The sequence below is a fragment of the Rossellomorea vietnamensis NBRC 101237 genome (assembly GCF_001591825.1).
GTDB lineage: Bacteria > Bacillota > Bacilli > Bacillales > Bacillaceae_B > Rossellomorea > Rossellomorea vietnamensis.
Window position 1 is genome coordinate 51,768 of sequence record NZ_BCVQ01000022.1, and the last position, 15,544, is coordinate 67,311.

The 15,544-nt window shown below is 40.4% G+C and carries 12 protein-coding genes; 8 read left to right on the forward strand and 4 right to left on the reverse strand.

Features of this window, described 5'->3' with window-relative positions:
• Positions 1 to 84: 84 nt before the first annotated feature.
• Entirely contained in the window at positions 85 to 318 is a 234-nt protein-coding gene (locus BVI01S_RS12745; protein ID WP_061810422.1) for a hypothetical protein, read from the reverse strand.
• A gap of 175 nt (positions 319 to 493) precedes the next feature.
• Between BVI01S_RS12745 and BVI01S_RS12750 the strand changes: the two genes are divergently transcribed.
• The 4 genes from BVI01S_RS12750 to BVI01S_RS12765 all read left to right on the forward strand — a co-directional run bounded on the left by BVI01S_RS12750 (position 494) and on the right by BVI01S_RS12765 (position 3,258).
• On the forward strand, positions 494 to 1,420 hold the full coding sequence (locus tag BVI01S_RS12750) for a manganese-dependent inorganic pyrophosphatase (RefSeq protein WP_061810423.1): 927 nt from the start codon (positions 494 to 496) through the stop codon (positions 1,418 to 1,420).
• Positions 1,421 to 1,541: 121 nt separating this feature from the next.
• Entirely contained in the window at positions 1,542 to 2,288 is a 747-nt protein-coding gene (locus BVI01S_RS12755) for an NERD domain-containing protein (RefSeq protein WP_061810425.1), read from the forward strand.
• 30 nt (positions 2,289 to 2,318) lie between these two features.
• Positions 2,319 to 2,705: an SMU1112c/YaeR family gloxylase I-like metalloprotein gene (gloA2, locus tag BVI01S_RS12760; protein WP_061810426.1), complete on the forward strand. Its 387-nt coding sequence runs from the start codon at positions 2,319 to 2,321 to the stop codon at positions 2,703 to 2,705.
• Between the two features lie 145 nt (positions 2,706 to 2,850).
• Positions 2,851 to 3,258 carry a hypothetical protein gene (locus BVI01S_RS12765; protein WP_156477327.1) on the forward strand — a complete coding sequence of 136 codons (408 nt, stop codon included), beginning with the start codon at positions 2,851 to 2,853 and terminating at the stop codon, positions 3,256 to 3,258.
• A gap of 209 nt (positions 3,259 to 3,467) precedes the next feature.
• On the opposite strand, the gene BVI01S_RS12770 is transcribed toward BVI01S_RS12765, so the two are convergent.
• Positions 3,468 to 3,935: an NUDIX hydrolase gene (locus BVI01S_RS12770; protein WP_061810428.1), complete on the reverse strand. Its 468-nt coding sequence runs from the start codon at positions 3,933 to 3,935 to the stop codon at positions 3,468 to 3,470.
• A 356-nt stretch (positions 3,936 to 4,291) separates the two neighbouring features.
• On the opposite strand from BVI01S_RS12770, the gene BVI01S_RS12775 reads away from it, so the two are divergent.
• Positions 4,292 to 5,203, forward strand: a complete 912-nt coding sequence (locus BVI01S_RS12775; protein ID WP_082804730.1) for a helix-turn-helix domain-containing protein — start codon at positions 4,292 to 4,294, stop codon at positions 5,201 to 5,203.
• 66 nt (positions 5,204 to 5,269) lie between these two features.
• On the opposite strand, the gene murB is transcribed toward BVI01S_RS12775, so the two are convergent.
• A complete protein-coding gene (murB, locus tag BVI01S_RS12780; protein WP_061810430.1) occupies positions 5,270 to 6,190 on the reverse strand; it encodes a UDP-N-acetylmuramate dehydrogenase in 921 nt (306 codons plus the stop codon).
• A 328-nt stretch (positions 6,191 to 6,518) separates the two neighbouring features.
• Here murB and BVI01S_RS12785 point away from each other — a divergent pair, with 328 nt between their 5' ends.
• A complete protein-coding gene (locus BVI01S_RS12785; RefSeq protein WP_061810431.1) occupies positions 6,519 to 10,082 on the forward strand; it encodes a S8 family peptidase in 3,564 nt (1,187 codons plus the stop codon).
• A 44-nt stretch (positions 10,083 to 10,126) separates the two neighbouring features.
• Here the strand turns inward: BVI01S_RS12785 and BVI01S_RS12790 are convergent, their stop codons facing one another.
• Complete coding sequence (locus tag BVI01S_RS12790) at positions 10,127 to 11,830, reverse strand: DUF4855 domain-containing protein (protein WP_061810432.1); 1,704 nt, start codon at positions 11,828 to 11,830, stop codon at positions 10,127 to 10,129.
• A 241-nt stretch (positions 11,831 to 12,071) separates the two neighbouring features.
• On the opposite strand from BVI01S_RS12790, the gene BVI01S_RS12795 reads away from it, so the two are divergent.
• Positions 12,072 to 13,514, forward strand: a complete 1,443-nt coding sequence (locus BVI01S_RS12795; RefSeq protein ID WP_061810433.1) for an N-acetylmuramoyl-L-alanine amidase — start codon at positions 12,072 to 12,074, stop codon at positions 13,512 to 13,514.
• A 92-nt stretch (positions 13,515 to 13,606) separates the two neighbouring features.
• Positions 13,607 to 15,511: a S8 family peptidase gene (locus tag BVI01S_RS12800; protein ID WP_061810435.1), complete on the forward strand. Its 1,905-nt coding sequence runs from the start codon at positions 13,607 to 13,609 to the stop codon at positions 15,509 to 15,511.
• The last annotated feature ends 33 nt before the right edge of the window (positions 15,512 to 15,544 follow it).

Here is a 15,544-nt window from a genome sequence, read left to right on the forward strand (position 1 = left end):
CTTGGATTATCACCATTGAGTATAAGGGGAGAACATGTTGGGAGATGATTTATAGTCTTATATAAAGAAGGAAGCGTAATAAGACTAAGGCTCCATCCCCACCCGCCGCTTCACTTTATGAAGTTCTCTTTTATGTTCCCGGTTTTCCTTTACAAAAATCGTCAAACTGTCTTGCTGCTCATTTTTCTCGAGCACGGTCATTCTGGATTCGAGTTTGTCCATACGATTTTCTATTTTGGTCATTAGCTCATTCATGTTGTTTTCAAAACGAGTCATTTGTCCTTGAAGTTCTCTGATTGCTTGTAAGATCTGATCCATCGTATTTTTCACCTCCTTCTGCTTATTTTAACACAGAATCTGGGAATATTACCTTCACAATCACTGGAAAAAATCTTATCCGGACATACGGTTTTGCTTTTAAATATGGTAATATAAGAAAATGTAAAGAGAGATAACTAATGAATCACATTACATAGAGTTAGGAGAATGATTAATGAGTAAAACACTAATTTTCGGTCACAAAAACCCGGACACAGATACGATTACATCGGCACTGGTTTATGCAGATTTGAAATCAAAAATCGGGATGGACGTGGAGCCGGTTCGTCTAGGTGAAGTGAACGGTGAAACGCAATATGCCCTTGATTACTTTAAAGTCGATGCACCGCGTTTAGTAGAGAAGGTTGCGGCTGAGACGGATACGGTCATCCTGGTTGACCACAATGAGCGCCAGCAAAGCGCCGAGGACATCGAGGAAGTACGCGTTCTTGAAGTCATCGATCACCACCGCATCGCGAACTTTGAAACGGCAGATCCCCTGTACTACCGTGCTGAGCCGGTTGGATGTACGGCAACGATCTTAAACAAGATCTACAAGGAAAAAGGGGTAGAAGTCACGAAGGAAATGGCTGGATTGATGCTTTCCGCTATCATCTCGGATTCTCTGCTATTCAAATCTCCGACCTGCACAGACGAAGATGTCGCGGCTGCAAATGAACTGGCTGACATCGCAGGGGTAGACCCACAAGTGTACGGATTGGAAATGCTGAAGGCAGGCGCCAACATGAGCACGAAATCAGTCGCTGAACTTGTGACCCTTGATGCGAAAGAATTCTCCATGGGGACCGCGAAAGTGGAAGTGGCTCAAATTAACGTCGTCGATGTGAATGACGTATTCGGACGCCAGGCAGAAGTTGAAGCGGCCATGGAAACGATGATCAAGGAAAAAGGTCTGGATCTATTCCTTCTTGTCGTAACAAACATCCTGGATAACGACTCGACGGCTCTTGCCCTTGGAAGCAAGTCGGCTGAAGTGGAAAAGGCGTTCAACGTCACACTTCAAAACAACACGGCCCTATTAAAAGGCGTGGTCTCCCGTAAGAAGCAGATCGTACCTGTGTTGACGGATGCAATGAAATAAGGATCAGTTGGAGCAGTCTTTCGGGACTGTTCTTTTTTGTTGGGAAAATGCAGGAGAAAAGTCCCGATGTTGTGGTACTATTAAAATTGGTTAATAATTCCACAAAGGGGACGTGTTTTGATTGAGCTATCTTATTTTATTATTAATGCTGCTGGTGGCAATTCTTGCTTCAACCCCAACAGTAAAAGGGAAAATTGGAGAAGGGAAAGTAAAGTACTATTTGGGGAAACTTGATCTTGATCGCTATGTTGTTTTACATGATATGTTGATTCCTTCACAAAATGGCAAAACCACTCAAATCGATCATATTGTATTGTCCAAAGCAGGCATCTTTGTGATTGAAACGAAAAATTACCAAGGGTGGATTTATGGAAGCGAACGAAGTAAAAAATGGACTCAGGTCATTTATAAGCAGAAGCAGGCATTTCATAACCCCCTCTACCAAAATTATGGACACATTAAAGCAATTGAGAAAATCATCGGCGAAAGAATCAAGCCTCCGTTTTATTCAATCATTGCCTTTGATCCTAAATCCACGATTAAAAAAATGGACGTTACCTCTCCTCATTCATTTGTCATTTATTCCAATCAGTTGGTGAAATTAATTGAGAATCATGATGAGACAGTCCTGAATTCGCTCCAAATTAAAGGGATTTCCGAGCTGCTGCAGGCAAGAAATATCGTTGAAAAAGGAGCTGGAAGGACACATAAGAAGAAAGTCAGGGCAGGTCAGCGGGAAAAACAGGTGAAAGTGAATGCAGGTGTATGTCCAAAGTGCGGAAATCCATTAGTGACTCGTAACCGGAAAGATGGAAAGGGATCATTTAAGGGATGCAGCCGTTTTCCAAAATGTCGATTTATTGCATAATAAGAACGGAATAGAAAGGAGATTGTCAGAATGAACTTCAAAAAAATCCACCACATCGCCATCATCTGCTCAGATTACACCAAATCGAAAGACTTTTACGTCAATAAACTGGGTTTGGATATAAAGCAGGAGATTTACAGGGAAGAAAGAGACTCTTACAAGCTCGACCTCGCGTTAAACGAAGAATATATCATTGAACTGTTCTCATTCCCTGAAGCCCCGGCCCGTCCGAGTTATCCTGAAGCGCAAGGACTGCGTCATTTAGCCTTGGAAGTGGAGGATATCGAGGAGGCGGCAAAGGAGTTAAATCAAAAGGGGATTGAAACCGAGGAAATAAGGATAGATCCGTATACTCATAAGCGATTCACGTTTTTTGAAGATCCGGATGGACTGCCATTGGAGCTCTATGAAATCTGATAGAGGTCCGTCCCTCATTTCTTTATACTTCACATATATCGCTGAAAGGCTCATAAAGATAAGAGTAGACGAGTTTATTTGAGGTGAGGATATGCGAAGGAGAAGTCCCATTCCATTAGTGTTTGTGGGGATTGGTGTGATAATCATGATGATGATCTTTTTGTTCATCAGTGTAGGAGAGAGGTACTCGAATAATCCTGAACAGGTGATCGAAGACTTTTATGATTTCGAGAAGGAAGGTGATTTTGGGAGTTCATGGGAACTTTTTCATTCTGAGATGAAGAAAAAATTCAGTAAGTCTACTTATATACAGACCAAGAATCATGTTTTTATGGAGCATATGGACGTCGACTCCTTTGAAGTGGAAGTCGAAGAGATATCAGATCAGAAAGAATTCAAGTTCAGTAAGGATGGGCCAACGTTTAAAAATGTTAAAAAAGGCGATGTATTGATGACATACGACAGCCAATTTGGAAAATTGACCATAAACCAGACATGCTATGCGGTCGAGGAGGAAGGTGAGTGGAAGATCATTTGGGATTACAATTTCTAACCACTTCCGGATTATCAAAAAAAGAGCACTTTTCACTAGGAAAAGTGCCATCAACAGGTATTGTAATTTGTCGTTACATTTATTAAAACATAGTTATAAAATAAATGTATTTAGCTTCTTGCATTGAATTGGTATTCAGATTGTAGAAAAACAATCGAATAATCCATTATTCAAAGAAAATATAAATATATTAATATTCTCTATCAGTGTTATTTGATAATAGGAGTATCCACATCGTTAACCCAGTCCATAATGAAGGGTTCCTGATGAGTATTTATGTTTGAAGGCAGCCCTTGTTTAGAAAGAAAGAGTAGCTCACTGCTTTCGAAGTTTTTCTGCAATAGTCCTTCATATTCGGTTACAAGAAAAATAATTTGAACACTAAATACTTTATCTCCATTTGGATATGTGGCAAACCCCTTACTCCCGGAGTAAATTCCGAATAAATTCAGTTTTGTTATGTGTAAATTTGTCTCTTCGTACACCTCCCTTTTAACCGTCTCTTCAAAGGACTCACCAATTTCCATTAATCCACCGGGAATTCCCCAAATGTCATCAGGAAATCTTCTTTGAAGAAGGAGATTTCCTTCATGATCTTGAATGAGTGCCCCGCATCCTACAGTTAAAAGCGTATCACTCCCGATTTTTTCCCGCATGCTCCTAATATAGTCATTCATGGATATTATCCTTTCTCATATGCCTTATTATAGTATTGTATATAATTGGTATCGTATAAATAAACAAAAAAAGAGCACCCCCCAACATGTGAGAAATGCTATCAAAAGGTATTGTAATTTGTCGTTACATTTATTTAATCATATTCCGGCAACTTATGTATTGAGGGTCTCAGGGCACTATCCTCTGCTAATAAAGGGAAAGGTAGCATTCCTTTGAGATTTCATAAATAATATAAATATATTAATATTTCTGGTATGAACTTTTTGATAGAATTTACTCGTTCTAATGATTGCTGGATGATGGCTTAGCAAAGAGGAATCTCATTCACTAAGATGATTGAAAGTATGGTGCAAAGATGGATTATTCTATTATAGGAAACAAGATAAAAGAATTAAGAAAAACCGTAGGATTAACCCAAGGGGAATTGGCTGAGGGTGTGTGTACCCAGGCCCTAATCAGCAGGATAGAAAAAGGGGCTGTCTATCCCAGCGCAACCTCGCTTTATCAAATATCCAAAAAACTAGGTGTTGATATCAACTACTTCTTTGAGATTGCTACCATCCCACGGCTGGATTATGTAAAAGAAGTGGAAAGGCAGCTATGGAAGCTAAGAAGAGACAGGCAGTTTGAGGAAATGATTGAGATTGTAAATGTAGAAGAGAAAAATCAGGTGTTCATCTCACATCCATTCAATCTCCAGCTTCTTCTATGGCATAAAGGGATTTACCAATTTGAGGTTGAGAACGATGTTACCGTGGCGTTAGAAACATTACAAACCGCATTTACACTCACTCGAAATCTGAAAAAAGCATTATCTGAGAGGGAAATGGAAATTCAACTGACAATCGGTGCGATTCAATTTAAAGAAAACCATCTTGATGAAGCATTAGAATCCTATAATAAGGTCAAACAATCCCTATCATTAGAAGGAGAAGTGAATAACAAATCGATCAAGACCAGATTATTATACAATATTGCAAGAGTGTTATCCCGTCTATCAAGATTTGAAGAGTCCATCGGGTACTGTCAAGAAGCGATACGATGGTGTATCGACACGGAGAATTTACATTTGTTGGCCGAATTACATTATCAGATCGGATATAATTATGAACTTCAGGGGAATTTCTTGAAAGCTCTATCTCATGTGGAGAAAGCCCTTCTGATTTTTGAAATGAAGGGGGATCAGAAGTATCATCATTTTCTGACTGAAAAGAAAACAGCCTATGTAAATGAATTGTCAAATTGTGACAGCAGTCATGAAGGATAATCGTTTTCTAACAAAACAGGTTCTCAGTAAAAAAAAGCTTGAGGAAGGTATCCCCAAGCCTTTTCTCTATTCTTTGTCTTCACCAATGATCTTCACTTCTCGTTCCAGATCGACGTTGAACTTTTCTTTTACCGTCTTCTGAACATGTTCGATAAGGGCAATATAGTCTGTCGCTGTTGCGTTGTCCTTGTTAACGATAAAACCAGCGTGCTTTGTTGAAACCTCTGCTCCTCCGATGCTGGTCCCTTGAAGTTCACTATCTTGGATCAATTTGCCTGCGAAATATCCTGGAGGACGTTTGAATACACTTCCGCATGAAGGATATTCTAACGGCTGTTTTGATTCACGCTTATAGGTCAGATCATCCATGATTTCTTTGATTTCTTCGTAATTTCCTGGTTTCAAGCTAAACGTTGCTTCAAGGACAATGTCCCCGTTTTCGGCTATATTACTGTGACGGTAATCCAATTCAAGATCGGCTGCCGTCCGCTTCACGAGTTCTCCATGGCGATCCACTACATAAGCGTAATCAAGCACGTCGCTGATCTCCCCACCGTATGCCCCGGCATTCATAAACAATGCGCCGCCCACCGTACCTGGGATTCCACACGCAAACTCCAGTCCAGATAATTTCTCTGCTAATGCTCTTCGTGACACGTCAATGATTGCAGCTCCGCTTTGGGCAACAATTTGAGAAACATTCGTCTTGATTTCATCAAAGTTCTTCAAATGAAGAACTACCCCGCGAATTCCTCCATCTTTCACGATCAGGTTCGATCCATTCCCTAGAAGCGTGAAGGGGAAATCCATTTCGTTCGCCAGTTTCACAACACTCTGTACTTCTTCATACGTTGTTGGGGTAATAAAGAAATCCGCTTTGCCCCCGAGCTTTGTATACAGGTGATTTCGTAATAGTTCATCTGTTTTTATATTTTCCTCTGCTATGACGCCAGACAATCGTTGATATATTTCATTCTTCTTCATCATTCAAATCAGTCCTATTAAAAAAGTAAATTTTTTTATGTTCAACTTGTGAAATGAATCACTGTTATATTATATGCCTAATTGGGGAATAAGTTAAACCCTTTGGTCACAAAACCCTTCTTTTCCCCCAAATTGGAACTTGAACAGATTGAATCAGAGGAACTTTGGAACATTCTTTTTCTTCCAGAAGGTACGTCGAATCGCATTGATATCTTTAGCTATTACATTATTGTACTTTTATTTTCCAAAGAATACATTTCAATAATTAGAGGATTTTTCCAATTAGTGCCGAATCATCTATGAGTGGTATTAAACTCTAGGAGGAATACGAATGAAGTCTCATTGGAAAAAAGGGCTAGCTACCGGGGTAGCAACTACAATGTTAATGGGTCTTGCACTGCCTGGCTTTACATATGCAGAGAATTCAAAGGAATCTGCTGTTACATTACAGGAATTAAAGGGTCGGTTAGGTTTAGAAAAAAGTGCGGCCAAAATAAGCAATGTCACAAAGGATGAGAAGCAGGACTTTACAAAGGATCAGCTGATCATCCGGTACACATCACCAATCTCTGCCGGTCAGCATAAAAAGGCAGGCGGAACACTGAAGAAACGAATATCTTCACTCCATTATGATGTCATCACAGTCAGTGATCCCGAAAACCTGATAAAGGTGGCAGAAAACTATGCCAAGTTGCCGGGAGTTCAGGGTGTAACAAGAAGCGCCCTTGTTCAAAAAATGGATACGAGTGATTTTAAAGCGTCCAGTATGTACCATTTGGATACCCTCTCAATAGAAAAAGCCCAACGTTTAGCGGGTAAGAATAGAGTAAGGGTAGGTGTTATTGATACAGGGGTAGAAGTCAATCATCCTGAATTAAAGAATAAGGTAAAGGTAAATAAGAATGCGATGAATCCATTGAAAAAAGGGCAGCCGGATGTCCATGGGACCCACGTATCAGGAATTATTGCAGCTGAGAAAGGAAACGGCATAGGCGGATACGGTGTGGCACCGAACTCGGATATCGTATCCATCGATGTGTTCAACCGTTCCATGTTTGTGACAGATTATACAATCGCTGAAGGCGTACTTGAAGCAATCCGCCAGAAAGTAAAAGTCATTAATATGAGCTTAGGGACGTATTTCCCATCCCCTATCATAAAGGATGCCATAAAGAAGGCGACGGATGCAGGAATTGTCGTCGTGGCTTCTGCAGGTAACGACGGAGCGGATATGGTTAATTATCCTGCAGCCTTTGAAAACGTCATTAGCGTAGGGGCGACAAATGATAAAAATCAATTAGCTGAGTTCTCGACTTTTGGGAAGTCAGTGGATGTTGTAGCGCCAGGAGAACAAATTTACTCTTCGGTCTTTGATTACGATAAAACGTCATCATTTGCAAAATTAAGCGGTACGTCCATGTCTGCTCCTATGGTGACAGGAGTTGTATCCCTATTATTATCCAAATATCCGAACCTCTCTCCTTATCAGGTTAACTACATCCTGACTCAGACAAGCAGGGATCTGGGAGAGAAAGGCTACGACACAACATATGGGTATGGCCTGATTGACCCTGTGAAAGTATTATCCTTCAATCCTAAGAATATCCCCGTCGATCCCGCGGTGACAGTGAAGGAAGGGAAGGAGAAAGCGACTCCTTTAAAAGTTGTGAATAAAGAAATCTTAAAAGGCGCTTTTAAGAAGCCGAACGAAGCCTACTATTATAAAGTGAATATGAAAAAAGATGAGTATCTACAACTGGGCTTAACTGGACCGGATCTCTACGACTATAAAATGGAGTTATCCTATTTTAAAGCCGGTGATGACATGCCGGCGTTGACAAAGGATGTTAATGATGCAACGCAAAAAAATGAGGAAGGGTCACTCTATCAGGCGAAATCCGATGGCACCTTGCTGATTAAAGTGGTGGATTCGTACGGGCATTATAATGTAAAAGGAGAATCTGCCTTTACCTTAATAGCGGAAAGATACAGTGAGATTCCAGAAGATTCTAATACGATGGAAAACCCTGAATCTTTAGGTGCATTGCCAATCGAAACAGGATTAGTGAATTATTTTACAGACGAATTGTCGGGGATGGAAGAGTATCCTGACGACATGGTAGAAGAAACTGAAGAAGTATCGGCCCCTGCAGTGGATGAGACTGGAGAAAATCCTCTAGGGGAAGAAAAATCATTTAAAGGTGTTCCCGGTGATTCCGATTTCTACAAATTCTCGATTCCTGTTGACGAAAGTGTAACCTCTAAAGTAGTCAGCGTAAATGTGTCAGGAGTAAGAGGCATTGACTCTAGTATTTCTCTTTATATGGTAGAGAAATATGAAGGGGAAGAAATGATTGAAATGATCGATTCCATAGGGAATGGTGGAACGAGTGAAGGTGAAGAGGCTTCATTTGAAGTGATCCCTGGGCAGGAATATATCATGGAAGTAACAAATAAACCATTTTTTGATGAGTTCTTCTTTATGATGGATGAAGGATTTGAAATCAATTATGATCGATCCTATTCATCTCAAGATCCATATAATGTTTCCATTGAGATGAAGGATTTACCGAGTGACGAAGATCAATTTCCGAGAATGGATTATGTTCCGGAAGAAGGCATGGAAGACGAAGGGTTCATTGATAAGTTTCAAGAGTATTCAAAGGAAGCCAAACTGAAGATGATGGACCCGTACGGTATGATGATGGAACAAGACAGCTTCTACGACATGATCAAGGAAATAGCCGTACCATACGAAGAGGGTGTTACTCAGAAAGGATACTCTCAATATCTGGGGGATGAAGACTGGTTCAGCATTACTCCGGAGTCGGATGGATTATTCCATCTAACGACTGGAAATCATGAAGATTATGCTGCGCCGATGTTTGATATGTTTGTTTATAACGAACAAATAAAGGATTTGGATATTGTTTATAGTAATGGAGGAAGCTCATTTTTTGCTCCTACTGTAGTAGAGGAAGATTCATATGTGGGCTTGAAAAAAGGGATCACCTACTATATGCGTATCAGCGATCCGATGTATCGTCCGAACGTTAAGCCATATGAATTTACTCTTTCATCCATGATTCAAGGAACAAGTGATCGTTATGAAAACAACGATGATTTCGGAACGGCAAAGAAAATCACAACGAAACCTATTGAAGGGAATTTCTCAAGTTCTGGAGACCTCGATACATTCTATTTTGCACCTGACAAAGAAGGTGTATTTGGAGTGACCATCACGCCAGGAGATATCGGTTCTAAATATAATCACTCCCCTGAGAAGGTCAGGAAATCAATCGATCCTGTTCTTGTCGTTCTTGAAGATAAAAATGGAAACGGAAAGCTGGAACCTGAAGAAGAAGGAAATCTGACTTTCATTGACTATGGTTTTGCAGACGATGAGGAACGTGGGGCCTTCAGGGCAAGGAAGGGTAAAGGATACTTTATTCTTGCCCAGAACTATTTCCGTTTTGATTCTTCATTGGTCCCATACAAGCTTTCTGTTACAGAAGCAACAAAGAAGGATGAAGACGCAGGATCCATTTTGAAGAATAAAATTCCTTCCAAGCCACTGCCTTTACGAAATTCAAATGGTGTCTCATATGAAGCAGGATATATGAACATGACGGGTAGTCAAGGGGATACGGATTATTACCGGTTTAAACAGGTGAAAGATGGAAAGAGAATGTTCCGTCTGACTCTTCCGTCTGACTTAGATGGCGTCATCACGGTTTACGATGCTAAAGGGAAGCAGGTAGGAAAAGCCGATCATTATGGCAGGGGTGATCTGGAATACCTCCAACTGAACCTTAAAAAGGGCACATACTATATCAAAGTGGAAGAAGTAAATGGGGACGCAAGTGTAAGTCCTTATAAAGTACACATATATTAAGGAATTCAAGAAAAATCCTGAAGCGGCTGCTTCAGGATTTTTTATCACTGTTTATTAAGGAATTCGTACAATTCATCATACATCTGTCTATGATGAGGTGTTTCGACAGTTGCCAGTCGATTGATCATTTCCGTTCCCTGGTACATGATGAAGCTTTTACCGGGTAGGTTATAAAGCTTGGCGATTTCCAGGTAGATTCTGAAATTATCCAACCCCTGGTAAATGGTGTTGTCTGAATGATTTTCGATTTCTAAATTTAATCCACTATTTCTGATTTGAGCACGGAGGAAAGCCTTATGAATCAAGGTTTTCACTTCTTTTTCTGTAAACTTCATTTTATGAGCATTGCTTTGGAGAAATGCACCGTCAAAGCCGTATGATTTCCAATAGTCGAAGTTGGTGGTTAATGCGTGAGGGGAGTAGATGAATTTCAACTCTTTACTCTTCACGTATTCACTTACCATTTCAAGGAGCTTTTCGTCCTCTTTATTTGTGATCGTTTCATTTAACCAATAGAAGCCCTTTAAATGTAAGGCTGGATAGTCCGAGGTATCCATTCGGGTTAATGCTTCATCAATATACCATTTAACCAATGAAAAACGACTCTCCAAATTGTTTTCTTCCAGAGCTCCATTCAAATGAATAATATTTTCATATTTTTTAGGATAGGGAATCGTTAAAAATAGGTTGGTATCGTCGACCGTTGGCAGTTCATCAACGGCAGAATTCAAAAGATCTACAGCTCCATCTTTTGTTAGGGTTCGATCTAGATACCATTCCCAATCACCATAATTTGCGTGATTCTTAGGTGATTCTGTGAATTCACCATAGGGATAAGACCTTCCCAAGAGGATGAAAGTGTCAAACATTTTTCCTTGATACGTTCCATCTCGGTAGTAAGATAAGTAAGGTTTGAAAAAGTCTTTACTTAGAGTGGTGTAGTTTGTGATCTCATTCCCATTATAGATAAGGACTCCATTTTTAATGGTACTTGCTGTTGAAGCAGGGAGCTCCTCATATGTATTTAAAGTATCGTTGGAAGGGTGAACGGTTGCACCTTCTATATTCAATGCCAGTTCAATCGCTTGATTGGCATCTTTCACTTTATAAAGCACTTCTGTCCCTGTCCGAACTTCATAGGCTTGAGGGAACATAAAGATTCTGGCAAGAAATGCCGAGAACTGAGCCCTGGTTACAGGGTTTTCAGGTCTGTATGTTCCGTCTGTATAACCCGTTGTAATATTGTTTGCGGCAATGCTGTCAATATATCGATAATATGGATGGTCATAGGGAACATCACTGTAAATCGAGGCACCGGATCCCTCTAATTGGAAAGCGACGGTTAAGGCTTTGGCCATATCCTGCCTTGTGAATGGTTGATCCGGAAGAAACTTGCCATCATAAGTATGAAACATTCTCTTCTGAACAACCGCATTCATAGCATCGTAGCCTGTAGTAGAAGGCTTGATATCTCTTATCGGAAATTTCGTCTTTGCTCTCGAGTGAAGGGAGAGAGCACGTGAAAGCATCATGGCAGCCTGCTTTCGTGTAATCTGTAAACCTGGTTTAAAGGTTTGGTCATCATACCCTTTTATGACATTCTTACCACTTAGATATTGGATTTCCTTATAGGCCCAATAGTCATTTGGAATGTCTGAAAAACCATCTTTGGCTGAAGAAATGGAAGAGTTTGATAAAACTAGAGTAAATAGAATGAGTAACGATATAACAATTTTATGACGTAACACAGGTGAACCTCCAGAATCATTAATACTATTACTTTTCCATATTTAGGTTAATTTGTCTATATATTTTCTGTTTTTGTAAAAAATTGTTGAATAATGCGAAACAATTAATCTGGAAAATCAAATGATGTTTATTCCAATAATTGGTCAATTCTTTTTTTTCTCAAATACCTAAAAGACTGTTAGATTGTGTCGATACATATGATAGAATAAACATGAAAATTAAGGAAAAGGGGAAAAATTAATGAAATTTAGGTTACTTTTGTCTTTTGTTGTCCTTTTTAGCCTCGGGTTACTCGCCACTCCTACTTCTGCAGCCGGCTTTACAGATATCGGCGACACTCATCGGGCGAAAGACGAAATCTATTTTCTGTCAACCGGTCAGATTGTCAATGGTTCGAACGGGTATTTCTTTCCTGATCGAGAAGTAACGAGAGCTGAAGCGGCAGCCATGATTGGACGTTCACTGAATCTTAATGGTTCAAGAACGAGTACGACATTTGAAGACGTGGGCAGTGGTAACTTTGCATCGGGTTATATCCAATCAGCTGTGAAGAAAAAGATTATCAGTGGATATAATGATGGTACTTTCAGACCCGATGTTCCCGTTACGAGAGGCGAAATGGCCTTATTGATCAGTAGAGCGTTTGAATATAATGCTACGACGGTTTCATCCGCGTCAAGTGAATTGATGCAGCGTGGCATTGCACAGGGGATGTCAAATGGCAGTTTTGGAGCGGGCCTTTCTATTAAGAGAGCGGACTTCTCTGTTTTCCTTGCACGTGCCATTAATTCAGGACTAAGGGTGGAAGGGCAATCTCTTTTATTCCCTGAAAAAAAATATGTAAATACGAATATATTGAATTTTAGAAGCGGCCCATCTGTCAATTATCCTATCATCGAAAAGCTAGGCTACGGGGTTCCTGTAGAAGTTGCCTATAAAATTGGCGACTGGGGATATGTCCGGACTTCAAAGGGGCAAGAAGGTTTCTTACATATGGACTTTTTAAGTGATGACTTGTCAGGTCCCATCATTCCGGAACCAGAGCCGGTCCCAGTAGATCCGTTATCCGAGGAAGTAATTGTTCTCGATGCAGGTCATGGCTATCCGGATAACGGTGCAAGCGGGTACGGGATCCTGGAGAAGGATGTGGTACTTGCAACGGCTTTAAAAGCCGAGAAATATTTCAAGAACACACCTCTTAACGTGAAAATGACGAGATCCACAGATAAGAAAATTGAACTTGCGGATCGCGTTTCATATGCTAAGCAAGCAGGTGCTGACTTGTTCATCAGTATTCATGCTAATTCATTTAACGGAAGTGCTCATGGATCGGAAACGTACTATTATGGTATAGCCAGCACAAATCCTACTATTGATCAAAGTCAGGCTCTGGCCACCTATATACAGGAACGTCTTCTAACGGCATGGGGAACGTCTGATCGTGGAGTGAAACATGGAAACTTCCACGTTATCCGTGAGAATACCATGCCTGCAGTATTGACTGAGCTTGGATTTATCGATTATAAGCCCGATAACGACAAATTGCGTTCCTCTTACTGGCAGGATCTTGCTGCCAAAGCCATTTTCTTAGGGACGCTTGATTACTACTATCACTATGAGAAAAAAGATGTGCTTAAATTGTACGATACTGTTGGTGCTAAGCCTTCATCTAAGCTACACTAATTATAGAGAGATTAAATGGGAGGTGATCCTCAAGAATAACTCTTGAAGGTCACTTCCTTTTTTACTAGGTGTAGAAAAGGGGTCGTATACTAATGAGAAAAATGTCTTTCCTGCTATTATTGTTCCTTTTAATTATTCCTCTTCAAGGACAAGCTGAAACGAATGCAGATCATTATATTCTTATTTTTAAAGATAAGATCAATTGGGATTTGTTGCAATCTCAGCATGTTCAAGTAGTAGATACATATGATTCCATTTCATCTGTTGCTGTAAAAACGGACAAAAGCACAGCGGAAACCTTAGTCACTTCCCCGGACATCCTGGAAGTACAAGAGAATCGTTCGTATGAAATCCAAACACAGACCTTGCCAAAAGCATTTTCCCCTTTGAATATAACATCAGACATTCGCTCTGGCCTCACTGGTAAAGGAATTAAAATTGGCGTTCTTGATACAGGTATTGATTCAAGACACCCGGATTTAAAGATTAGTGGAGGGGTATGTGTCCTTCAAGAAGATTGTACAATGGGGTATATGGACGATAATGGACACGGTACCCATGTAGCCGGCGTGATCGGGGCTGTGAATAATGACATTGGCTCTTTAGGAGTGGCTCCCGATTCCGAATTATTTGCCATCAAGGCATTGGACAGTACAGGCGGTGGAACCACGACCACTATACTATCAGGAATCGAATGGGCAATGAAGAATGACATTGACATAGTGAATATGAGTATAACTACGAAGGATAATGATATAGCCCTTAAAACGATGATCGACCGGGCATATGAAAGTGGAGTCTTGATTGTAGGAGCTGCAGGTAATAATGGAACGCCAGGCGGCACTGAAGACAACGTGCTATACCCTGCGAAATATTCCAGTGTCATAGCAGTCGGAGCTGTAAATGATAAACAGCAGAGGGTTTCTACTTCAGCTACCGGTAAGGAGCTTGAATTAATGGCTCCAGGCTATAACATTTATAGTACAGTGCCTTTAAATGTGGACATATTCGACGGTAACCGCGACGGGTATGCCTATATGACAGGAACGTCCATGGCCGTCCCCTATGTAACGGGGATTATCGCTCTTTATAAAGAACAGTCCCCTTATTATACCAATCAGCAAATAAGGGATTTACTGACCGGGAACGCCATAGACTTAGGGTTAGAAGGGAAAGACCCTCATTTCGGATTTGGGTTAGTGCAAATGAAGAATTTAGGTCTGAATATCCCTGAAGGAAATAGCGTCGTTCCAACTGTCAACGAGGGGACCGTCACCTTTAAGGTTGAAAAGAGTGACGATGTAAAAAAAATAGAAGTGCGGAGATCAGATCGATCAGAAATAAAAGCAATAAATGATAAAACTTTCGTGGACTACCTGCCTGGTGGAAACTATGAATATAGCTTTTACTATACATTTGATGACAACTCATCTTACGTCATCAAAAGACGGGTATATGTGGCTTCACCAAGCTTTTTTGATCTTGATTCCAGACAATGGTTTTCTAATCATATGGTTTATTTGAATGTAAATAAAATATTGAACGGATTTAAAGATGGTGGGGTACATCCCTATCAGAATATTACCAGGGGAGAGGCACTGGCACTTATAGGTCGGGTAAAGGGACTGGATCCCGAGATGAGGGAAACGGTATTCAAAGACGTTGAGTCTTCCTATTTTTCTTCTGGATATATACAAAGTGCTTACGAAAACAAGTTAATCAATGGATTTTCAGATCATACTTTTAAACCTTCCCAATTTGTGACCAGGGCAGAAATGGCCATTCTAGTGGCGAATGCTTATCAGTTAGAAAGTAAGAGTTCCAATCGCTTCCTTGATGTATCAGAGAAAATGTCAGGATCCAAGCAGATCGAAGCTCTGGTAGAATCGGGTATAACGAAGGGATTTTCGGATGGAACCTTTAAGCCGCACAGGTATATTACAAGAGCGGAATTTTCGGTGTTTCTGGCTAGAGCGGAAGAACCAAGTTTTAAATAAAAAACGTGGAGATTAGATTCTCCACGTTTTTTT